The organism is Elusimicrobiota bacterium, from assembly GCA_016218575.1.
GTDB lineage: Bacteria > Elusimicrobiota > Elusimicrobia > UBA1565 > UBA9628 > JACRDN01.
This window is the reverse complement of sequence record JACRDN010000020.1, coordinates 183,932-203,436: the sequence shown is the minus strand read 5'-3', so window position 1 is coordinate 203,436 and position 19,505 is coordinate 183,932. Positions and strand designations below refer to the sequence as shown.

20 protein-coding genes are annotated in these 19,505 nt (G+C 63.0%); 9 read left to right on the top strand and 11 right to left on the bottom strand.

Features of this window, described 5'->3' with window-relative positions; all coding sequences use genetic code 11:
• Positions 1-56 precede the first annotated feature (56 nt).
• The 8 genes from HY921_11830 to HY921_11795 are packed head-to-tail and all read right to left on the bottom strand — an operon-like array spanning position 57 to position 6,481.
• The gene (locus HY921_11830; GenBank protein ID MBI5631559.1) at positions 57-1,364 is read right to left on the bottom strand and encodes a replication-associated recombination protein A; all 1,308 of its coding nucleotides are present in this window, start codon (positions 1,362-1,364) and stop codon (positions 57-59) included.
• Positions 1,357-1,662, bottom strand: coding sequence for a cell division protein ZapA (gene zapA / locus HY921_11825; protein ID MBI5631558.1), 306 nt, complete (start codon positions 1,660-1,662; stop codon positions 1,357-1,359). Before zapA ends, HY921_11830 begins: the two co-directional genes overlap by 8 nt.
• Positions 1,659-1,892, bottom strand: coding sequence for a hypothetical protein (locus tag HY921_11820; GenBank protein ID MBI5631557.1), 234 nt, complete (start codon positions 1,890-1,892; stop codon positions 1,659-1,661). The genes zapA and HY921_11820 overlap by 4 nt, the downstream gene beginning before the upstream one ends.
• Positions 1,889-4,309 carry a phenylalanine--tRNA ligase subunit beta gene (locus tag HY921_11815; GenBank protein ID MBI5631556.1) on the bottom strand — a complete coding sequence of 807 codons (2,421 nt, stop codon included), beginning with the start codon at positions 4,307-4,309 and terminating at the stop codon, positions 1,889-1,891. The genes HY921_11820 and HY921_11815 overlap by 4 nt, the downstream gene beginning before the upstream one ends.
• The gene (gene pheS, locus HY921_11810) at positions 4,309-5,364 is read right to left on the bottom strand and encodes a phenylalanine--tRNA ligase subunit alpha (GenBank protein MBI5631555.1); all 1,056 of its coding nucleotides are present in this window, start codon (positions 5,362-5,364) and stop codon (positions 4,309-4,311) included. Before pheS ends, HY921_11815 begins: the two co-directional genes overlap by 1 nt.
• 18 nt (positions 5,365-5,382) lie before the next feature.
• Complete coding sequence (rplT, locus tag HY921_11805; protein MBI5631554.1) at positions 5,383-5,733, bottom strand: 50S ribosomal protein L20; 351 nt, start codon at positions 5,731-5,733, stop codon at positions 5,383-5,385.
• Positions 5,734-5,751: 18 nt separating this feature from the next.
• A complete protein-coding gene (gene rpmI / locus HY921_11800; GenBank protein MBI5631553.1) occupies positions 5,752-5,949 on the bottom strand; it encodes a 50S ribosomal protein L35 in 198 nt (65 codons plus the stop codon).
• Between the two features lie 4 nt (positions 5,950-5,953).
• Entirely contained in the window at positions 5,954-6,481 is a 528-nt protein-coding gene (locus HY921_11795) for a translation initiation factor IF-3 (GenBank protein MBI5631552.1), read from the bottom strand.
• A 180-nt stretch (positions 6,482-6,661) separates the two neighbouring features.
• Here HY921_11795 and HY921_11790 point away from each other — a divergent pair, with 180 nt between their 5' ends.
• Positions 6,662-7,540 (top strand): hypothetical protein, encoded by an 879-nt coding sequence (locus tag HY921_11790; GenBank protein MBI5631551.1) that lies wholly within the window; start codon positions 6,662-6,664, stop codon positions 7,538-7,540.
• Here HY921_11790 and HY921_11785 read toward each other — a convergent pair.
• From HY921_11785 to HY921_11775, 3 genes are read right to left on the bottom strand one after another with little or no spacing between them, the layout of a single operon-like run.
• Positions 7,537-8,301, bottom strand: a complete 765-nt coding sequence (locus HY921_11785; protein MBI5631550.1) for a TSUP family transporter — start codon at positions 8,299-8,301, stop codon at positions 7,537-7,539. The two genes, HY921_11790 and HY921_11785, sit on opposite strands and share 4 nt — an antisense overlap.
• Complete coding sequence (locus tag HY921_11780) at positions 8,276-9,658, bottom strand: hypothetical protein (protein ID MBI5631549.1); 1,383 nt, start codon at positions 9,656-9,658, stop codon at positions 8,276-8,278. Before HY921_11780 ends, HY921_11785 begins: the two co-directional genes overlap by 26 nt.
• Complete coding sequence (locus HY921_11775) at positions 9,658-10,731, bottom strand: D-alanine--D-alanine ligase (GenBank protein ID MBI5631548.1); 1,074 nt, start codon at positions 10,729-10,731, stop codon at positions 9,658-9,660. Before HY921_11775 ends, HY921_11780 begins: the two co-directional genes overlap by 1 nt.
• 128 nt (positions 10,732-10,859) lie before the next feature.
• On the opposite strand from HY921_11775, the gene HY921_11770 reads away from it, so the two are divergent.
• From HY921_11770 to acpS, 8 genes are all read left to right on the top strand, one after another.
• On the top strand, positions 10,860-11,687 hold the full coding sequence (locus HY921_11770) for a hypothetical protein (GenBank protein ID MBI5631547.1): 828 nt from the start codon (positions 10,860-10,862) through the stop codon (positions 11,685-11,687).
• Between the two features lie 25 nt (positions 11,688-11,712).
• The gene (gene hpt / locus HY921_11765) at positions 11,713-12,264 is read left to right on the top strand and encodes a hypoxanthine phosphoribosyltransferase (GenBank protein ID MBI5631546.1); all 552 of its coding nucleotides are present in this window, start codon (positions 11,713-11,715) and stop codon (positions 12,262-12,264) included.
• Positions 12,265-12,269: 5 nt separating this feature from the next.
• A complete protein-coding gene (locus HY921_11760; GenBank protein MBI5631545.1) occupies positions 12,270-14,075 on the top strand; it encodes an ATP-dependent metallopeptidase FtsH/Yme1/Tma family protein in 1,806 nt (601 codons plus the stop codon).
• Entirely contained in the window at positions 14,047-14,913 is an 867-nt protein-coding gene (folP, locus tag HY921_11755; protein ID MBI5631544.1) for a dihydropteroate synthase, read from the top strand. The genes HY921_11760 and folP overlap by 29 nt, the downstream gene beginning before the upstream one ends.
• Positions 14,907-16,301, top strand: coding sequence for a phosphoglucosamine mutase (glmM, locus tag HY921_11750; GenBank protein MBI5631543.1), 1,395 nt, complete (start codon positions 14,907-14,909; stop codon positions 16,299-16,301). The genes folP and glmM overlap by 7 nt, the downstream gene beginning before the upstream one ends.
• Positions 16,302-16,303: 2 nt before the next feature.
• Positions 16,304-17,023 (top strand): pyridoxine 5'-phosphate synthase, encoded by a 720-nt coding sequence (locus HY921_11745; protein ID MBI5631542.1) that lies wholly within the window; start codon positions 16,304-16,306, stop codon positions 17,021-17,023.
• Positions 17,024-17,248: 225 nt separating this feature from the next.
• The gene (gene glmS / locus HY921_11740) at positions 17,249-19,120 is read left to right on the top strand and encodes a glutamine--fructose-6-phosphate transaminase (isomerizing) (protein MBI5631541.1); all 1,872 of its coding nucleotides are present in this window, start codon (positions 17,249-17,251) and stop codon (positions 19,118-19,120) included.
• Positions 19,121-19,127: 7 nt separating this feature from the next.
• Positions 19,128-19,457, top strand: a complete 330-nt coding sequence (gene acpS / locus HY921_11735) for a holo-ACP synthase (protein ID MBI5631540.1) — start codon at positions 19,128-19,130, stop codon at positions 19,455-19,457.
• Positions 19,458-19,505 lie beyond the last annotated feature (48 nt).

Genomic DNA, 19,505 nt, shown 5'->3' with positions numbered 1-19,505 from the left:
GTTATCCACAAAAACTTCCCAGGAAGTTTTGTGGATAACTGGCGGGCCGGGATTTGCTAGCGCTCGCGCCGTAGGCTCTTGAGCCGCTCCTTGATGCGCTTTTCGTCGCCCTCATCGGAGGGCTCGTAGAAGCGCTTGGGGCCTGGCATGTACTCCTGCTCCACGTAGTGGCCGGGGTAGTCGTGGGCGTACTTGTAGCCCTTCCCGTGCCCGCGGGACTCGGCGTCGAGGCTGGCGTCGCGCAGGTGCAGGGGGACCTCCCGGGCCGGGCCGTGGCGGGCCTCTTTCATGGCCGCGTCGATGCCGAGATAGGCGGCGTTGGACTTGGGGGCCGCCGCGATGTAAGTGACGGCCTGCGCCAAGGGAATGCGGGCCTCGGGCATTCCCAGGACCTCCGCGGCTTGGAAGGCGGCGTTGGCGATGACCAGGGCCCGGAAATCGGCGTTGCCCACGTCCTCGGCCGCGCAGATGAGGACGCGCCGGGCGATGAAGCGGGGATCCTCCCCGGCCTCTAGCATCTTGGCCATCCAGTAGAGGGCCGCGTCGGGGTCGCTGCCGCGCATGGACTTGATGAAGGCCGAGATGTGGTCGTAGTGGTCGTCGGATTTCTTGTCGTAGCGTATGGAGCGGCGGCGGATGGATTCCTCAGCGACCTCGAGGCCGACCACGCGATTCCCTTGGGCGTTGGGAGCCGTGGAAAGGGCGGCAAGTTCCAGGGCGTTCAAGAGCTTGCGCGCGTCTCCTCCCGCCATCTGGATTAGGTGCTTGGCCGCCGCGGGCGCTGCCTCCAGCTTGAGTGCACCCAGGCCCTTCTCCTTGTCCTTGACCGCCCGGCGCAGGATCTTGGCCAAGTCCTCCTCCCCGAGCGGTTTGAACTCGAAGGCGGTGATCCGGGAAAGAAGGGCGGCGTTCACGTAAAACGAGGGGTTCTCGGTCGTGAGGCCGATGAGAAGCGCGTCTCCGCGCTCGCAGGCCGGAAGAAGCACGTCCTGCTGGGTTCGGTTGAAATGATGGATCTCATCCACCAGGAGCAAGGTGCGCCGCCCCAAGCTTCCCAAATCGTATTTGGCCTGCTCGATCGCCTTCTTGAGGTCGCCCACCCCGGCGGTGACGGCGTTGAGCTCCACGACGTGGGCCTCGGCTTTCCCCGCGATATATCGGGCCAGGGCCGTCTTGCCGCATCCGGGAGGCCCGAAGAAGAGGGCGGAGCTGAATTTCCCCGCCTCGATGAGGCGTCTGAGCATCTTGCCGGGGCCGAGAAGGTGTTCTTGACCCGAGAAATCGTCCAGGTTTTGCGGGGCTAGGCGCGCGGCCAGGGGCTGGGCCGAGAGCGGGGATTGGGTCGGGAAAAGCTCCTCATTCACGGGAAGCGGCGGAGCCCAGGGCGTTCTGGAGGGCAAGGGCCATTTCGTCCATCTTCCTTTCCGCGACGCGCAGCTCGGTCTGGCGGGCTTCCCGAATTTTCTCGAGTTCCGCGGCGAAATCCAGGGCCGTGATGATGGCGAGCTTGGAGCTGTCGGCGATTTTAGGGTTGCTTTCCGAGATCTCCGCCATTTTTTCGTGGACCTTCTGCGCCAAGGCGTTGATCTCGATGGGGGTGAGGCCTTCCATCTCGACCGTGAGCTTGCGCCGAAAAATCTCTATGTCGACTTTCTCGTTCACGCGATTTTGTCCAATTTTTGGGACAGTTTCTCGAGCCGCGAGCGCAGACGCTCCTGGCGCGCGGCCACCGCGGCCCAGCGCTGGGCCTCTTCCCGGAGCTTTTCGTTGTCCGCGTTCAGGAACGCGTTGACCTTCTTGAGTTCGGCGTTCTCCTGGGTGAACTTTTGCAGGAGCTGGGACGCCTCGGCGACCAGGCCCTCCAGCTTCTTGAGCTTGGGGTTTCCTATCATGAACGCAGCTCCGCCCCGAGCCGTGCCTTAAGGGCTTTGAGTATCTTGTCCACGGCCGAGTTTACCTCGTCGTCGGTAAGGGTGCGCTCGGGGCTGGAAAACGACAGCCGGAAAGTCAGGCTGCGTCGGTCCGCGGGAAGCCTCTTGCCGGAGAATACGTCCACGAGCGCCACCGAGGCCAGCTCCGGGATGGCGCAGGCCCCGATGACTTCCTCGGCCTGGGAGTAGGGGACCGCCTGGTCCATCACCACGCACAGATCCCGGGCGGCCGAGGGCAGGAGGCTGTAGGGCTTGAATTTGCCGTCCGGACGGGGGAGCTCGGCCAGGACCTCCAAATCGAGCTCGAAAACGGCCGTGGCCTGCCGCTCCAATTCCCAGGCTCGCGCGGCTTGGGGGTTGAGAAGGCCCACGGCGCCCAAAACGCCCCTAGGCGTCTTGAGCCTGAGGGAAGCTGCCGCATGGAACAGGGGATCGGAGGCTCCGGCCGGGCCTTCCTTCATGGGGGACCATTGGAGGCCCGGCAGGCCCGCGAGCATTTCCTCGAGCAGGCCCTTGGCGTCGTAGAAGTCCGCATCGGGAGAGCGCGCCGCTTTCCAGGAGATGGGCGCTACGGGGCCTTGAAGGAGGCCGGCCAAATGAGCTCTCTCCTCCACGGCCTCGGCCCTCTTGGCATAGACCTTGCCGATCTCGAAGAGGCGCACGGCCGAGGCCCCGCGGCGGCGGTTGGCCTGGGCATTTTGGAGAAGGCCCAAAAGCAGGCTGGGCCTCAAAATCGTCCAATCCTCGGAAATGGGATTGGCCAAGCGGGCCCGATTTTCCAGGTTCAGGCGGCCTTTCTCCAAAGTTTTCTCCGCCAGGAAATCGTAATTGTAGGCTTCCATGAGCCCGAAGCCGGCCAGGCGTCGGCGGCAACGCTCGGCCAGGGCCGCTGCCGGCGTGACGCGAGAGGGCTTGAGCGCAACAGCGGCGGCCGCGGAGGGAATGTTGTCGTAGCCGAGCATCCGCCCCGTCTCCTCGGCCAGGTCCCAAACCGTTTCCAAGTCCGAGCGATGGGAAGGCGGCCAGAAGCGGAGCTCGCCGTTCTTCTGGTCTAGTTTGTCGGCGAGAGCCCCGAGCACGCCTCGCACCGAGTCCGGCGGAAACTCCGCCCCGAGGATTGAGTTTATCCGGGAAGCGGAGAAGAGAATGGGCTTTGTCTCGGGGGCCTTTCGTCCGACGTCCATGGCCCGCGATGCCTGCGCGGCGGGCCCGCAGAGCTTGAGTATGAGCTCGGCCGCGCGCAGGGCCGCGGGACCCACCGCCGCGACATCGGTGCCGCGCTCGAAGCGGTAGGAGGAGTCCGAGCGCAGGCGCAGGGCCTGCCCGGTCTTGCGAACGACGGGTGCGGCGAAATGCGCGCACTCGAGGAGGCAGCGGGTGGTCTTGGCGGTGACCGCGCTCTCAAGCCCCCCCATCACCCCGGCCACGGCCACGGGCTTGCGGGCGTCGGCCACGACCAGGCATTGCGCCGAGAGGGCGTATTCCTTGCCGTCCAAGGCGAGGATGGTCTCGCCCGGCTTGGCGCAGCGTACCCGGATTTGGCCGCCCTCGAGTTTGTCCAAGTCGAAGGCGTGCAGAGGCTGGCCCATGTCGAGGAGCATGTAGTTGGTGATGTCGACCAAGTTGTTGACCGGGCGCAGCCCCACCGATTCGAGCCGCACGGCAAGCCACCCCGGGCTCGGGCCGATTTGGAGCCCGGCGAAGACCTGGCCCCGGTAGCGCGGGCAGGCCCGCTCGTCCTCGATTGAGAAGGGAATCGCGGCGACGGGAGAAGCCTCGGGGGAGAGCCTTTCAAGGCTGATTTCCAAAGCTCTCTTCTTGAGCGGCGTCTTGAAGTAGGCCGCGAGCTCCCGGGCCATCCCGAGGTGGGACAGACAGTCGGGGCGGTTGGGGGTGAGTTCCAAATCGAAGACATCATCGGCCGGGCCCAGGAGTCGCGCCATATCCTGGCCGGGGAGCGTTTCGGGATCCAGGACCAGGATGCCGTTCTTGTCCTCGCCTAGGCCGAGCTCCGCGCTCGAGCATATCATGCCCTGGGACTCGACCCCGCGGATCTTGGCGCGGACGATTTCGCGCCCTCCCGGGAGCACGGCCCCGATCCTGGCCAGGGGGACTTTCTGCCCGACCGCGATGTTCTTGGCCCCGCAGACCACGGAGAGCTTTTCCGTCCCGTCGTGGAGCGCGCAGAGGCAAAGGCGGTCGGCGTTGGGGTGCTTCTCGATGGATAGGATCTCCGCCGAAACCACGCCCGAAAATCCCGGCCCCCGGCGCTCCAAGCCCGAGACCTCGATGCCGAGCTGCTCCAGGTGGCGCGCCAGCTCCTCGGCGCGGAGGGCCAGGGGGAGGTGCTCCTTGAGCCAGGCGTAGGAGATCTTCATCAGTCGTCGAATTGCCCGAGAAAGCGAACGTCGTTCTCGTAAAAGGCCCGGATGTCCTTGACCCCGAGGCGCAACATCGCGACGCGCTCGACCCCGATGCCGAAGGCGAAGCCCGACCAGATTTCCGGATCGTAACTTGCGGTCTTCAAAACATTGGGATGCACGAGCCCGGCGCCCAGCATCTCGATCCAGCCCGTGCGCTTGCAGACGGCACAGCCTGAGCCCCCGCAGAAGAAGCACTGCACGTCCACCTGGGCGGAAGGCTCCGTGAAGGGGAAATAAGAGGGCTTGAACCTGAGCCGCGTGCCGGGCCCGAGCAGCTTCTGCATGAAAACCTGGAGAGTCCCCTTGAGATCGGCGAAGCTGACGCCCTTGTCCACCGCGAGGCCCTCGATCTGGTGGAAAACGGCCGAGTGGGTGGCGTCCACGGCCTCGTGCCGGAAGACCCGTCCCGGCGAGATCAGGCGCAGGGGAGGTCGAGCCGACTCCATGGCCCGGATCTGGACCGGGGAGGTGTGGGTGCGCATGAGAAGGGGCAGGCCCTCCAGATAGAAGGTGTCGTGCATGTCCCGGGCCGGGTGATGCTCCGGAATGTTCAGGGCCGTGAAATTGTAGTAGTCGGACTCGACCTGCGGACCCTCGGCCCAGGAGAAGCCCATCAGGCTCAAGATCTTGGTCATTTCCCGCATGGTGAGCGAAAGCGGGTGCAGGCGCCCGCGCGGCGGGCGCAGGCCGGGCAACGTCAGGTCGATGGCCCCCTCGGCCAAGGCCGCCTCGTCCTGGGTGGCCTCGAGGGCGTTCCTTCGAGCCTCGATGCGTTTCTCAAGGGAGACCTTGAGGGCCTGGGCGCGTGGGCCCAACTCGCGGCGCTCATTGAGGGAGAGCTCCTTGAGGCCTTTGAGAAGCTCGGTCAAATCTCCCTTGCGCCCGAGAAAGCGCAAGCGAAACTCTTCAAGCTCCGCCAGATTGGAAGCGGAGCCGGGGTCGCAGGACTTTAAGGCGTCTTCCAGGCTTTGGTAGGCGGTGGTCCAGCGTTTGCGCGTGGCCTGCGCCATAATATCGGCGGCGGCGTTTTAGGCGGAGCCGCGCGAGATGGCTACGAGCTTCTTGAAGGAGAAGGCGTCTCTAACCGCGATTTCGGAGAGCATCTTGCGGTTCAGGTTGACGCCCGCTTTTTTGAGGCCCGCCATGAAGCGGCTGTAGCTGGTGTCGTTCTGCCTGCAGGCGGCGTTGATGCGCTCGATCCAGAGGGAGCGGAACTCGCCCTTGCGGTCCTTGCGGCCCACGTAGGCCGTGGCCAGGGACTTCTGGACCTGCTGGAGAACCTGCCGCCAGCGCGTGCGCTTGTCCGAGTAAAACCCCTTGGCGAGCTTGAACTTCTTCTTCTTATGCTGGCGCGTCGTGACGCCTGACTTGATTCTCATAACACTCTCTCGGTCGGCCTAGACGTAAGGCAGGTAAGTGGAAAGGATTTTTCCCTCTGTTTTGGGGAGGCTGGCCTTTCTCCTGAGCTCATGCCTATGGGCCGAACTCATGGGAGCCAGTAGATGGCGCCGGCCCGCCTTCTGGTGCCGCCACTTGCCTCCGGCCGTCTTGTGAAACCGTTTCTTTGCGCCGCTGTGCGATTTTATTTTTGGCATAGTTTTAATGTTTAGGGATCAGAGTCATGATCAGCCGGTTCCTGTCCGGAATCGGGGCCTGCTCGACCGAGGCCACGGCCTGCAGCCGTTCTTGAATCGTGGATAAGAGCTTCATTCCCAGATCCGTGTGCTGCATTTCCCGGCCGCGGAAGAAAACGATGATGCGCACCTTGTCGTGCTGGGATATGAATTCGGAGATATGCTTGATCTTGACCTCCAGGTCATGGGCTCCGATATGCGGCTTGAACCGGACTTCCTTTAAGAGCCCCGCCTTCTGCTTTTTGCGGGACTCCCTGACCTTTTTCTCCTGCTCATAGCGGAATTTCGAGTAATCAAGGATCTTGCAAACCGGGGGATTGGCCTGCGGCGCGATCTCTATGAGATCGAGGCCGCGGGTGCGGGCCAGGGCCATGGCTTCCGCCATGGGCTTGACTCCGAGTTGAGTTCCATCCGAGTCGATCACGCGGACCTGATGAGCGTTGATGCGCGCGTTGATGCGGGTGTTGTCTCTTTCCTTGCTCGGCCTGTTTATGGAACGGTGCTCCTTTTTATAAAAAATACCCTCCCGCCGCGAAACGGGTAGGTATTATACCCAACCCGGCACGGCCGCGTCAAATGAATACGGGCTTTTATCGATTGGGCCTTTCGGCCCGGCTGACTCTGGGCCTTCCGCCTCTGTTCCTCGCGCTGCCTGAAAGGCATAATCTCCAGGATGACCGCGACTGGAAGGGCTCTGTCGGCGTTCCTTTTCTTGATTTTGGAGCTCTCCCCGGCCTCGGCCGAGCCTCGGCCTCAAGACTGGGATCTGGCGGATTTGCGCATGCAGGGCGAGGTCCCAGCGATACGAGAAACGACCAAGGCTTTTCGCAAGTCCGACCCTCTCCTGCCCGCCGCGCCCGCCTTGGAGGCGATATTCCGAAACTACCCGGTTATCCTCTTTGGCTTCGACCACACACACATGACCAGCCATCTCTACCTGGAGAGCATTCTCGGCTTGATGAAGAAATCGGGGGTGACTCATCTGGTGTTTGAGTATCCGTACACTTTTCAAAAATTCCTGGACGAGTATCGGGAGCGAAACAATCTTCGCGGTCTTCATGAGCTCGGTTGGTATTTGACCTCCCCCGGCAGTTATCTTGAGCAAAGATGGTTGCCCCAGGTGATTTGGTCCAAGCTGCACCTCATGAGGGCGGCCATGGATCAAGGCATCGAAGTGCTGACCGTGGACATGGCCAAGAAGGAGATGGACGATTTGACTCGACTGACCGGGGACGAGTATTTGATGGAGGAGCGGGATAATGGGATGGTCAAGAGGATCATGGGAATATTCCTAAGCCGTCCCAACGATCCAAAGATCAAGGTGGCGGCCTTTTTCGGGGGGTGGCACGCGAGAAGGGGAAACCAGCCCTTTTTGTTCCGCGACAAGTTTTCGGTTCCCGCTTTCGGCGTCCAACTGGAGCCAGGCTACAGGCGGAATCCCGCGCCTCGCCTGCGGCTCCATTCAAAAAAGGACAGGATATACGACGCGAGCCTCTACATTCCCTTCCATCCCGATGACAAGCCGGACCAGGACCTGGAATCGCAGCATTAGGCCAGTAGGAGCTTCAGGAACAGCCCCCCGCAAACCCAAAGCAAGGCCGGCCGTATCACGGAGGCCCCTTTCTTGAACCCCCAATGGGAGCCCGTCCAATGCCCGGCCAGGCTCAGGACTCCCATGGAGAGGCCCAAGGCAATGTGCGCCTTGCCGGCCCAGAGAAACGCGGCCAGTGCGGAGAGATTCGACGCCAGGTTGAGGATTTTGGCGCGGGCGGTCGAGCCCAGGAGATCGTAGCGGCAGAAGCGGCTTAAGGCCAAGGCCAGGAAGGTGCCCGTGCCCGGGCCGAAAAAACCGTCGTAGGCTCCGAGGCTCGCGGCGATCAGAAGCAATATCCGCCGCCTTTCTTTCTTGGGCAAAGCCTCGCTTTCGTCGTGGTGTCCGAAGTGAGGTTTGAAATAGAGGAAGTAAAGCATGGGAGGCATGGCCGCCAAAAGAAGGAACTTGAGCCAACGCGGGTCCATGAAGGCGGCCAGGCGCGCGCCTAGGAACGAGCCGCCGCAGGAGGCGAGCAATGCCGGGGAAATTTCCTCCCAGGGAACCTTCTTGCGCCGCTGGTATTGATAGCTGGAGGCCACGGTCCCGATGGAGGAGGAGAGCTTGTTGGTGCCCAGAATCAGGTCTGGAGAAAGGCCGGCGGAAAGATAGGCGGGCAAGGTGATGAGGCCCCCGCCTCCGGCCAGGGAATCCACGATTCCGGCGAAAAAAACCAGGAGCCCCAGCAGGGAGAACTCAGGCCAATGGAGCGCTGGGAGCATGCCTCTTGCCGATCAGGTAGATGGCGGCCGACAGGGCTAGGCCCGGGAACATGGGCTCAAGCCCGAGAGGGGGGCGTCCCAGGGCCAGGCCCCAGAGCACCCAGGAGCTCGAGGCGGCCCAGGCCGCGACGGAAGCGCTCAGAGCCCAGGCCGCGCTCAGTCGCAGGGCCGGGAAGTAAGCCCCTAACAGAGGAAGCAGAAGCCCCGGGATCACGGCGCTTCCGACCGAGTACCAAAGCTCGACTACAGATGGGATGAGCTTGGCCATGAGAAAGGCCGCGGCCAAAGAGAGCGCCAGGCCGGCCTTGGACCAAAGCTCGAGCCGCTCCTCGCCGGCGCCGCTCCAGCGTCCGGCCCCGTCCTTGCCCAGGCTTACCGCGGCGATCAAGGTCGTGGCCTGGAGGGCGGCGAGCATGGAGGAGCATAGGCCAGTCAGGAAAATCCCCCGGGCCAGGGGCGGCAGGAGGCGGTCGGCCAGGGCGGGGAAAGCGAAAAGGGGATCCGCGAGGTCAGGGAGAGCGGCGCGGGCGTATAGACCGGCCGCGGTCGTCATCAGATCGAAGGCCGCCCAAAACAGGATCGAGAGCGCGACGCCGAGCCTGGCGGTGCGGCCGTCCCGAGCCGCGGCGCAGCGCTGATGGAAAGCGGGGTCTACCAAGGTCCACACCGCGATCAACCACCAGCCAATGAGGCGCGCGGGGCCGATGGTCCCGGTCCAGCTCAAGTGTCCCGCCGGCAGCTTTTGGGCGAGGCTCGCTGGTCCTCCGATCTCCTTGAAGGCAAAGGGCAGTATGAGAGCGAACCCCAGGAACATCATGGCGAACTGCGCCAGATTGGCGGCGACGTCCGAGCGCAGGCCCCCGCGCAGAAGGATGGCGAAGGCCAAGCAGCCGAGGAGGGCCATGGCCGCTCCTAGGCCCAGGCCGGAGAGATGAGAGAGCAGAGCCCCGGTCATCAGGAGCTCATCGGCGGGGCTGGCCAGAAGAAATACCAGGAAGGCGGCCCAGATAGCCACGGGTTTCCCGTAGGCCCCCTCCAGGTGGTCCGGAATGGTGAGGCCGGGCTTTAGGCGCACTCGGTGGGCGAGGAGAAGGGCGTAGATTCCGGCGAAGAGGTAGTAGGGAAAAGCCATGACGAGCCAGTTGGAAAGGCCATTTTGCCAAGTGAATTCTCCGATCCCGAGCACTCCGCCGTAAAAGGTGGGAACCAACGTGGCCACGAAGGCGGGCAAGGTCAGGCTGCGGCTGGCCAGAACGTAGTCCGAGAGCCCCGGAAGGCGTCTTCGGGCTCCGCGGGCTCCCAGGGCCAGGAGAAGGAGAAGATAAGCTCCCAGGATGAGGCTATCGGCACGGGCCATCAAGGGGTCGTCTTGAGTTTGGAGCGGGCGCGGCCGCGGCGCAGGGCCAGCTCGATCAGAAGCTCGAGGAGCTTCGGGGTTTCGATTCCCGAGGCCTGCCAAAGGAGGGGGTACATGCTGGCGGGGGTAAATCCCGGGATGGTGTTGATCTCATTGAAGTAGACCCGGCCGCCGTGCTTGTCCATGAGGAAGTCCACCCGCCCCATGGCGTAGCAATCCAAGACCTTGAAGGCGGCCAAGGCCATCTCCCGGATTTCATCGGAGGTTTTTTGAGGCAGGGGAGCCGGAATCAGAAGCCGCGCTCCTTCGGGGTCCAGATACTTGGCCTTATAGTCGTAGAACTCGGCTTGCGGGGCGATCTCGCCGCAAATCGAGGCCTTGAGAGCCAGAGGGTCCTCGGCCTCGGCCCAGGGATCGCCCAGCGCCGCGCATTCGATTTCCCGCGCCTCGATGCCCTTTTCCAGGATGACCTTGTCATCGTAGAGGAAGGCCGACTCGAGGGCGGCCAGGAGCTCCGCCTCGGATTTGACCTTGCTCACTCCCACCGAGGAGCCCAGGCGCGCTGGCTTGACGAAGACGGGCAGGCCGAGCTCGCGCAGGGCCGCCAAGCCCTGACTGGGCCGGCGGATGACGCGGTAAGGCAGGAGGGGAAGGCCGGCCTGCAGGGCCAGGCGCTTGGAGACCTCCTTGTCCATGCCCAGGGCGGAACCCAGCACCCCGCAGCCCACGTAAGCAACCCCGGCCAACTCGAGCAGGCCCTGCACCGTGCCGTCCTCGCCCATGGGGCCGTGAAGCACCGGGAAAACCACGTCGGGCCGGCTCGGGCTGGAGAGTTTCTCGGTGGGAATCACGGCCTTCGTTCCCGCGGCGAGGTTATTGGAATCGCTCTCCACCTTCCCGCTCAAACGCTTCTCGTCGGCCTTGAGCCAGCGGCCCTTGGCGTCGATGAGCACGAGCTCCGGCTCGCAGCGCGAGCGGTCAAGTTTGGAGAGGACTTGCTTGGCCGAGACCAAGGACACCTGGCGCTCGGCCGACTTTCCGCCGCAGAGAATTAAAATACGCAGCTTCTTCATTGTCGTGTGCGGCCCTTCAGGGGCCGCGGGCGCAACTGTGGGCGCCCACAGTTGGACTCTTATCTATTTCTAGCATTTTTCTAGCTGACCTTGCGGCTGGCGTGCATTCCTGTTAATCTATAGAGCCCATGAAAAAAGTAGTCGGACTTGTGGTCGCGGGATTGTCTTTCTGGACGCCGCGGCCTGGGCATGCCGTCAAGGCCGCATCCAGGCCGGCGCGGGAAGCTCGCCCCGCGCTGGAGATTCGCCAAGGCCGGTATTTTCGCTGGGCTTCTCCAGCGGGGTGGAAAGAAACCGAGACGGCCAACGGAGTCACCTTAAGCTCTCCCGGAGAGGAACTGCTGGCCTCCTCGAACATTTTGATGCGCGCGCCGGGCCAGACCACGCCGCGGGACTTTTTGCTCTGGATGTTCGGTCAAATTCCCGAGTACCAGGAGGTCAAGATACTCTCGACAGGGATTTTGCCCTCCCAGCCCGGCTTGGGCGGCCCCTGGGAGATACAGGAGTTCCAGATGAGCTGCCGGACAAAGAATGGGCCGGCGCGGGCGGCCTGGACGGTCGGCATTCAGCCCTATTTTGGAACATTCAATGCCGCGGTCGTGGGCTACCAGGCCCAGGCTGCCAAATGGGAAAAGGCGAAAACCTGGCTGGTGGAGGTGGCCCGCAGCATTGTCCTCACCAACCAGGCCCAGGCCGCGGGAAACGATTCCTTGATCCCGGTCCGCAACAATCCCCTGGATAATTCGGCGCTGCTTGAGACCTGGCGTCAAAAGGGCCTTTCCGAGGACCGCATCGCCAAGGCCCAGCGCGAGGCGACCAGCGGTTACGACGAGGGGCTCGTGGATCCCCAGACCGGCCGGAGGTGGATCATGCCGTTGGAGGCCTATGACGCGACCGTGGGCGGCTACCGCAATCCCGCGCGTCCCACCGAGATTCTTGATTGGGAAACGCAATAAAGTTATCCTATCCCGAGTGATTCCCATGAAAGCCCCAGTCCACCCGGACATCGAGAGGGTTTTGTTGGATGAGGAGGCGATACGGGAGCGGGTCCGGGCCTTGGGCGCGCAGATATCGCGGGATTACGCGGGGCGCAAGCTCACCTTGGTCGGGATACTCAAGGGGAGCGTGGTGTTCCTGGGGGATTTGATGCGGACCTTGGAACTCGAGTGCTCGATCGACTTTATCTGCGTTTCCTCTTATAACGGCGCCAGCTCGAGCGGTGCCGTGCGGCTGATCCTGGACCTGCGCGAGAGCGCCCAAGGCAAGGACCTTTTGGTCGTCGAGGACATCATGGATACTGGCCTGACCTTGCATTATCTTTTGGACGCCTTGCAGGCCAGGCAGCCCCGCTCTGTCGAGGTTTGCGCTCTCCTCGACAAGCCGGAATGCCGGAAAGTGCCCATAGCGGCCAAATACGTGGGGTTCGAGATTCCGAACCATTTCGTTGTCGGCTACGGCCTGGATTACCAGGAGAAGTACCGGAATTTGCCCTACGTGGGCGTTCTCAAAAAGAAGGCGGTCAGGAGCTCCTGAGGTACATGGAAAACAAGAACATCAAACAACTCGCTCTGTGGGGCTTGGCCTTTTTCTTGCTGATAGCGCTTTTTCAGAATTTGAAGGCCCCCACCGTGGAGGTCGAGATCCCGTATTCCGCCTTCAAGGCCAAGCTCAGGAATGGGGACGTCTCCCAGGTCAAGGTCCGGCCTGACCTCATCCGGGGCGAGTACAAGGCGGAAAAAGGCCAGGTCCAGCACTTCAGGACCTTGCCCTTGCCGGACCTGAAGCTGGTGGATGATCTCGAAACCTATAAAGTCCAGAATTTCCAGGGCGAGCCCGACCGCTCCTGGGTGACGGGGCTTCTAGTGAACGTCGGCTGGATACTGCTTTTCTTCGCATTATGGTGGCTTTTCGTGATCCGTCAGGTTCAGCTGGGCGGCAAGCAGGCCTTGTCCTTCGGCCGCAGTCGGGCCAAGATGGTGGACGACAAGAAGAAGAAAACCACCTTCGCGGACGTGGCTGGCTGCGACGAATCCAAGGAGGAACTCCAGGAGATCGTGGAGTTCCTGAAGAACCCCGACCGCTTCCAAAAATTGGGGGGCAAGATGCCCCGCGGCGTCCTTCTTTTCGGTCAGCCCGGCACTGGCAAGACCTTGCTCGCCCGCGCCGTGGCCGGCGAGGCCGGGGTTCCTTTTTTCTCGGCCTCGGCCTCGGAGTTCGTGGAGATGTTCGTGGGCGTGGGGGCCTCGCGCGTGCGCGACCTCTTCGACCAGGCCAAGAAGGCGGCCCCGGCCGTGATCTTCGTCGACGAGCTCGATGCCGTGGGGCGGCACCGCTTCGCGGGGATCGGGGGCGGGCATGACGAGCGCGAGCAGACCTTAAACCAGCTCCTGATCGAGCTTGACGGCTTCGAGCAGAACCAGGGGATCGTGCTGGTCGCGGCTACCAATCGGCCCGACGTGATCGATCCGGCGCTGCTTAGGCCCGGGCGCTTCGACCGTCAAATCCACATCCCGGTGCCCCACCTGAAGGGGCGGGAGGCCATCCTCCAGGTTCACTCCAAGAAAGTCAAAATGGCCAAGGAGGTGGACCTGGGTATCATCGCTCGGCGCACGCCGGGATTTTCGGGCGCGGACCTGGCCAATGTCATCAATGAGGCGGCCTTGCTCGCGGCGCGGCGCTCCAAGGAGCACGTGGAGATGTCCGACCTCGAGGAGTCTATTGAGCGGGTCATGGCCGGACCCCAGAAGAAGTCGAGCCTGATGTCCGACAAAGAGAAGAAAATTGTGGCTTACCACGAGTCCGGCCACACCTTGGTGGCCAAGCTTCTCCCGAACACCGATCCCGTGCACAAGGTTTCCATAGTGTCCCGCGGCCATGCCCTGGGATACACCTTGCAGCTGCCCACCGAGGACAAATTCCTCACCACCCGCAGCGAGATATTGAACCGCCTGGCCGTGCTTTTGGGCGGGCGCTGCGCCGAGGAGCTCATTTTCGAGGAAGTGACCACTGGAGCCGCCGACGACTTGTCCAAGGCCTCCGCCTACGCCATGAAAATGGTGACGGAGTTCGGCATGAGCGAGAAGGTGGGGCCGCTTTCCTTGAAGAAGCCGGATCAGGAGGTCTTCCTGGGCCGGGATATCACCCAGAAAGGCGGGTATTCCGAACGCACGGCCCAGCTCATTGATGAGGAGGTCAAGAGGATTATCACAGATGCCCAGAGCAAGGCCCGCGAACTCCTGACCAAGCACAAGAAGATCCTCGACGATCTGGCCGCCCGGCTTTTCGACCGGGAGGTCCTCAATGGTGAAGACATCGATGCCATCCTCCAGGCCGGCTTGGCCTAAAACCTCGGCTCCGGTGGAAGGCACGGTTCGGCGGGTCCCCCGCGTCATGGGCATCGTGAACGCCACTCCCGACTCTTTCTACCCGGAAAGCCGCGCCCCCGGGGTTGTGGCCGCCGTGGAAAGGGCCCTAGAGCTCTGTCGGGAGGGGGCCGACTTCCTGGACATTGGCGGGCAATCCACGCGCCCGGGTTCGGAGCCCGTGCCGGAGGCCGAGGAGCTGGGGCGAGTGATCCCGGCCCTCAAGGCCTTGGGGGGCAGGGTTTCGGTTCCGATTTCCGTGGACACGGACAAGGCCGAAGTCGCGCGCCAAGCCCTGAAGGCCGGGGCCGCGGTGCTCAACGACGTCTCGGCGTTGAGAAACGACCGCGGCATGGCCGCGGTGGCTTGCGGTTTCGACAATGTGATCCTGATGCACCGCGGGGGAGGCTCCCCCAAGACCATGCAGGACCGTCCCGCCTATGACGATGTGGTGGAGGAGGTCTACGATTTCCTGGAGGAACGCATGGAGTTTTTCGCCGCGGCCGGCGGCCGGGCCTCGCAGGTTTGGGTGGACCCCGGCATAGGTTTCGGAAAGAGCTTGGAGCATAACTTGGCCTTGCTCAGGAATTTGAGTAAATTTTCGCGTCTGGCTCCCGTGCTGTTGGGAGTTTCTCGCAAGTCCTTCCTGGGGCATTTTGCGGCCAAGCCGGGTGGTCCCGCCCCCGGCCCGGAGGCCCGCTTGGAGGGGTCGCTGGCGGTCGCCTGCTGGGCGAGCCTCCAGAATGTTTCCATTATTAGGGTCCACGATGTCGAAGCGACTTGCCGCGCCCTCAAGGTTTGGGAGGCGATCTCTTGCTGACCGAGAAGCTTTTCGGCACCGACGGCGTCAGGGGCATTCCCGGCCGATTCCCCCTGGTTCCGGAATTCGTCTCCGAGCTTTCCTTCGCCGCGGCGATGCTCCTGCGCGACCGCTGGTCCGCGGGAGCCGACGGCCCGGCACCCTTGGTCGTGATGGGCCGGGACACCCGGGGTTCGGGCCCGGGCCTGTCCGGGGCCTTGGTGGCGGGATTTTCCAAGGCGGGCTGCCGGACCGTGGACTTGGGGGTGATCCCCACCCCGGCCCTTTCCTACCTCACCCCGCACTTGCGCGCCCTTTGCGGCGTGGTGGTTTCGGCCAGCCACAATCCGGCGGAGTTCAACGGCATCAAGTTCTTCACCGGCGATGGCTACAAGATGGATCCCGCCTGCGAGGAGGAGATCGAAAGAGGGCTGGCCGCGGCGGCGCGTGCCCCCCGCGTTTGGCGCAAATCCTGGTCGGGCTTAAAAGGCGAGGACGGCTCGCGGCATGTCATGGATTACCTGGATTTTTTGCGCAGCACTTTCCCTCCAACCTTGGACTTGAGCGGGATGCGCCTCGTGGTGGACTGCGCGCACGGAGCCGCGGCGGTCCTGGCGGCGCGCCTTTTCGAGGGTTTGGGGGCCGAGGTGATGGCCATGGGCTGCGCTCCCAACGGGCGCAACATCAACAAAGCCTGCGGCGCCCTGTTTCCCCAAGCCATGCAGAAGAAAGTCATCGAGTCCCGGGCCGATTGCGGGGTGTCCTTCGACGGCGACGCGGACCGGGCCTTGTTCTCTGATGAGAAGGGGGTTTTGCTGGATGGGGACGCGCTCATCTGCTTCTCTGCCTTGAGGCTCAAGCGCCTGGGCCTTCTGCGTTCCAATAAAGTGGTCTTGACCGTCATGTCCAATTTCGGCCTGCTCAAATTCCTCAAGAGAGAGGGGATATCCGTGGTCTCGGTGCCGGTGGGCGACCGCCATGTAACCGAGGCGATCGAGAAGGAGGGCTTGAGCCTGGGGGGGGAATCTTCCGGGCACATTATTTTCCGGCGTTTCGCGGCCACGGGCGACGGGCTCTTGACGGCCCTACAAACCTTGGCGGCCTTGCGGGAATCCGGGCGGCCTTTAAGCGAGCACCGCAAGAGCTTCAAGGCCGTGCCGCAGGTTTTGAAGAACCTCGCGGTGGCGGCAAAAATCCCGCTCCAGGACTTGCCGCGCCTTCGGAGAAAAGTCGCGCAGTGCGAGCGGGAGCTCAAGGGCGAGGGGCGCGTCGTGATCCGCTATTCCGGCACCGAGCCTCTCTTGCGCATCATGATCGAGGGGCCGAGCCAGCCCCGGATCAAGTCCATGGCCAAAGATTTGGCGCAGACGTACGCGCAGGAAACAGGAAGCAAGGGGAATCCAAGATGAAAATGGGCAATCGCGTGAAATTGGGCGTCAACATAGACCACATCGCCACCTTGAGGCAGGCGCGCCGCGACATCGATCCCGATCCTGTCGCCGCCGCTTTGGTCTGCCTGCGATCCGGCGCGGACATGATCGTGGCGCACCTGCGCCAGGACCGACGCCATGTCCAGGATGAGGACTTGATGAAACTTTGCCGCCTGAAGGGCGACATCCACCTCGAGCTGTCCAGCGTTCCGGAGATGACGGCCATCGCGCTCAAGGCCAAGCCCGATTCCGTCTGCCTGGTGCCGGAGCGCCCGCGCGAGATTACCACGGAGGGCGGCCTGAACCTGGAGGCGGAGCAAAGGCGGTTGGGCAAGGCCATCGCCGCCCTCAAGAAGGCCGGCATCGAGGTGAGCCTTTTCATCGACCCCGAGGCCGGCAGCGTGCGCGCGGCCAAAAAGTTGGGCGCAGACACCGTGGAGCTCTGCACCACGTCCTATTGCCAGGCCCGCGGCCGGGGCAAGGTCCAGGACGAGCTCGAGCGGTTGGAACTGGCCGGGTATCTGGCCCAGGAGCTGGGCTTGAGCCTCCACGCCGGGCACGGCCTCGACTACCACAACGTGGAAGCCGTGGCCCGCATTCCCCACCTCTCGGCCTTGAATATTGGCTTCTCCATCATCGCCCGCGCCGTCTTCGTCGGGCTCAAGTCCGCCGTCTCCGAGATGAAAAACCTGATTTCGTAATTCGGTGACAGTTACCGAATTACCGAAACGGGTCCTTGGATTGACTTTGGCCCGGGTTTGCCCTTTTTGAAAGGTCTGCCGAGCGCGTTTTCCAGTTTCGATACGAACCCATCATCGCCCAGCGGTCGGCCGCTGGTGGTATGGTCTCGGAATTGCTCAAGTTCCTCCGTTCTTAGACACTCGGGGAATTAAGTAACTGTCACCGAATTAGGTATACTGTCCCCGATGTGCGGGATCGTCGGGTACGCGGGCAATAAGCAGGCCTTGCCCTTCCTCATGGAGGGCTTGAAGAGGCTCGAGTACCGCGGCTACGACTCGGCCGGGGTCGCGGTGGCTGGCGTCGGAGAGATCCTGCGCTGCCGGGCTCCCGGCAAAATCGCCAGCCTTGAGGCCGTGGTCAAGGAATCCCCGCTCAAGGGCTTTGTGGCCCTGGGCCACACACGCTGGGCCACTCACGGCAAGCCCTCCGAGGAGAACGCCCATCCCCACGCCGACTGCTCCAAGGACCTGGTGGTCATCCACAACGGGATCATCGAGAATTACCTGGACTTAAAGCAGTTTCTCATCGCCGCCGGGCACGTTTTTGAGTCCGAGACCGACACCGAGGTCGTGGCCCATTTGATCGAGGAAAAGATCAGGAGTTTAAAAGGACCCACCCTGGCAGCGGTTCCCGACTTGCGGGAACCGCTGCTATTTGAGGCCGTGCGCCTGGCCCTGGGCGAGGTGCGCGGGGCCTATGCTTTGGCCGTGCTTTGGTCCCAGACGCCCCAGGTCATCATTGCGGCCAAGACCGCCTCCCCGCTCATCATCGGGCTCGGCCAAGGGGAGAATTTCCTTGCCTCGGACGTGCCGGCCTTCATGGACCACACGCGCCGGGCGGTGTTTCTCGAGGATGGGGAGATGGCGGTGCTTCGGGCCGACCGCTGCACCTTCTTTAGCCTCTCGGGCAAGAAAATTGAGAAAACCCCCACCCATATCCAATGGGACCGGGCCATGGCCGAGAAGGCCGGGTACCGGCACTACATGCTCAAGGAAATCTATGAGCAGTCCAAGGCCTGCGAGGACACCATGCGCGGCCGCCTTTTCCCGCTGAGGGAGGGCCTGCTCGAGCGCGAGCTCGGTATGGACCTGGAGGCGTTGAAGAAGGTCCGCCAGATATTCATGGTGGCCTGCGGCACGGCCTATCACTCCTGCTTGATCGGCAAATACTGGATCGAGAAGTTGGCCGGCGTGGGCGTGCACGTGGAGACGGCCTCGGAGTTTCGCTATCGCGAGACCACCTTGGGCCCCGAGGACCTAGTCATTGCGGTGAGCCAGTCCGGAGAGACCGCCGACACCTTGGCTGCGGTGCGGCTTTCCAAGGAAAAAGGCGCTAAGGTCCTGGCGGTCTGCAACACAGTGGGCTCCTCCATCGCCCGGGCGGCGGACTTTCAACTCTACACCCACTGCGGCCCGGAGTTCGGCGTGGCCTCGACCAAGGCCTTCACGGGGCAGCTCACGGCCCTCATCCTTTTCGCCCTGCATTTCTCCATGGTCCGCGGCGCGCTCTCCGATGCAGAGGGCAAGGCCTTCGTCGATGAGCTCATCAAGGTGCCCGGCTACATCCGCAAGGCCCTGGAACTCGACCCCGCCATCGCGGAGATCGCCAAGAAGTTCAGCCAGAAGGACCATTTCCTCTTCATTGGGAGATACGTCAATTACGCCATCGCCCTCGAGGGGGCCCTCAAGCTCAAGGAGATATCCTACATCCACGCCGAGGGCTACGCCGCGGGCGAGCTCAAGCACGGCCCCATCGCGCTCATAGATAGCGAGATGCCCGTGGTGGCCATCGTCACTCGCTCCCGGCTTTTCGAAAAGATGATCGGCAGCTTCGAGGAGGTCAAGGCTCGCGGCGCCCAGCTCATCGCCCTCATGACTGAGGGGGATCCCAAGCTCAAGGGCGCCGACCATGTCCTGACCGTGCCCGCGGTTCCCGAAATATTGTCGCCCATCGTCAACATCATTCCCCTGCAGCTTCTGGCCTACCACATCGCCGACCTGCGCGGCTGCGACGTGGACCAGCCCCGGAATCTGGCCAAGAGCGTCACCGTTGAATAAATTTGAGCTGGGCGTGGATATCGTAGAGATCGAGCGCATACGCAAGCTTGCCCGCCGCACGCCGAGATTCCTGACCCGCGTTTTTACGCGCGAGGAAATCTCCTATTGCCGGGCCAAGAAAAATCCCTGGCAGCACTTCGCCGTGCGCTTCGCGGCCAAGGAGGCGGTCTGGAAGGCCTTGGGAACGGACGGGGTGAGCCTCAAGGACATTTCCGTGGACCGCGACGCCCGCGGCAAGCCGGGGGTTCTCATCAAGGGCAAGCCCGCCCGGGGCTTTAAGCTCTCTCTTTCCCATAGCGAACATTACGCCCTCGCCGCCGCCATAAAGACAAGATAGGCTGTTTCAGGGTGAGACTTGTCCACCGAACTTCGCGGCGAGGTTTTG

What these genes read in the sequence shown, in the direction of transcription:
- hpt (MBI5631546.1), top strand. Translation starts at nt 11,713, where the DNA reads ATGAAAGCCCCAGTCCACCCGGACATCGAGAGGGTTTTGTTGGATGAG.
- HY921_11775 (MBI5631548.1), bottom strand. Translation starts at nt 10,731, where the DNA reads ATGAAGAAGCTGCGTATTTTAATTCTCTGCGGCGGAAAGTCGGCCGAG.
- glmS (MBI5631541.1), top strand. Translation starts at nt 17,249, where the DNA reads ATGTGCGGGATCGTCGGGTACGCGGGCAATAAGCAGGCCTTGCCCTTC.
- HY921_11790 (MBI5631551.1), top strand. Translation starts at nt 6,662, where the DNA reads ATGACCGCGACTGGAAGGGCTCTGTCGGCGTTCCTTTTCTTGATTTTG.
- folP (MBI5631544.1), top strand. Translation starts at nt 14,047, where the DNA reads ATGCCATCCTCCAGGCCGGCTTGGCCTAAAACCTCGGCTCCGGTGGAA.
- pheS (MBI5631555.1), bottom strand. Translation starts at nt 5,364, where the DNA reads ATGGCGCAGGCCACGCGCAAACGCTGGACCACCGCCTACCAAAGCCTG.
- HY921_11770 (MBI5631547.1), top strand. Translation starts at nt 10,860, where the DNA reads ATGAAAAAAGTAGTCGGACTTGTGGTCGCGGGATTGTCTTTCTGGACG.
- rplT (MBI5631554.1), bottom strand. Translation starts at nt 5,733, where the DNA reads ATGAGAATCAAGTCAGGCGTCACGACGCGCCAGCATAAGAAGAAGAAG.
- rpmI (MBI5631553.1), bottom strand. Translation starts at nt 5,949, where the DNA reads ATGCCAAAAATAAAATCGCACAGCGGCGCAAAGAAACGGTTTCACAAG.
- HY921_11785 (MBI5631550.1), bottom strand. Translation starts at nt 8,301, where the DNA reads ATGCTCCCAGCGCTCCATTGGCCTGAGTTCTCCCTGCTGGGGCTCCTG.
- HY921_11820 (MBI5631557.1), bottom strand. Translation starts at nt 1,892, where the DNA reads ATGATAGGAAACCCCAAGCTCAAGAAGCTGGAGGGCCTGGTCGCCGAG.
- HY921_11745 (MBI5631542.1), top strand. Translation starts at nt 16,304, where the DNA reads ATGGGCAATCGCGTGAAATTGGGCGTCAACATAGACCACATCGCCACC.
- HY921_11780 (MBI5631549.1), bottom strand. Translation starts at nt 9,658, where the DNA reads ATGGCCCGTGCCGATAGCCTCATCCTGGGAGCTTATCTTCTCCTTCTC.
- HY921_11760 (MBI5631545.1), top strand. Translation starts at nt 12,270, where the DNA reads ATGGAAAACAAGAACATCAAACAACTCGCTCTGTGGGGCTTGGCCTTT.
- HY921_11815 (MBI5631556.1), bottom strand. Translation starts at nt 4,309, where the DNA reads ATGAAGATCTCCTACGCCTGGCTCAAGGAGCACCTCCCCCTGGCCCTC.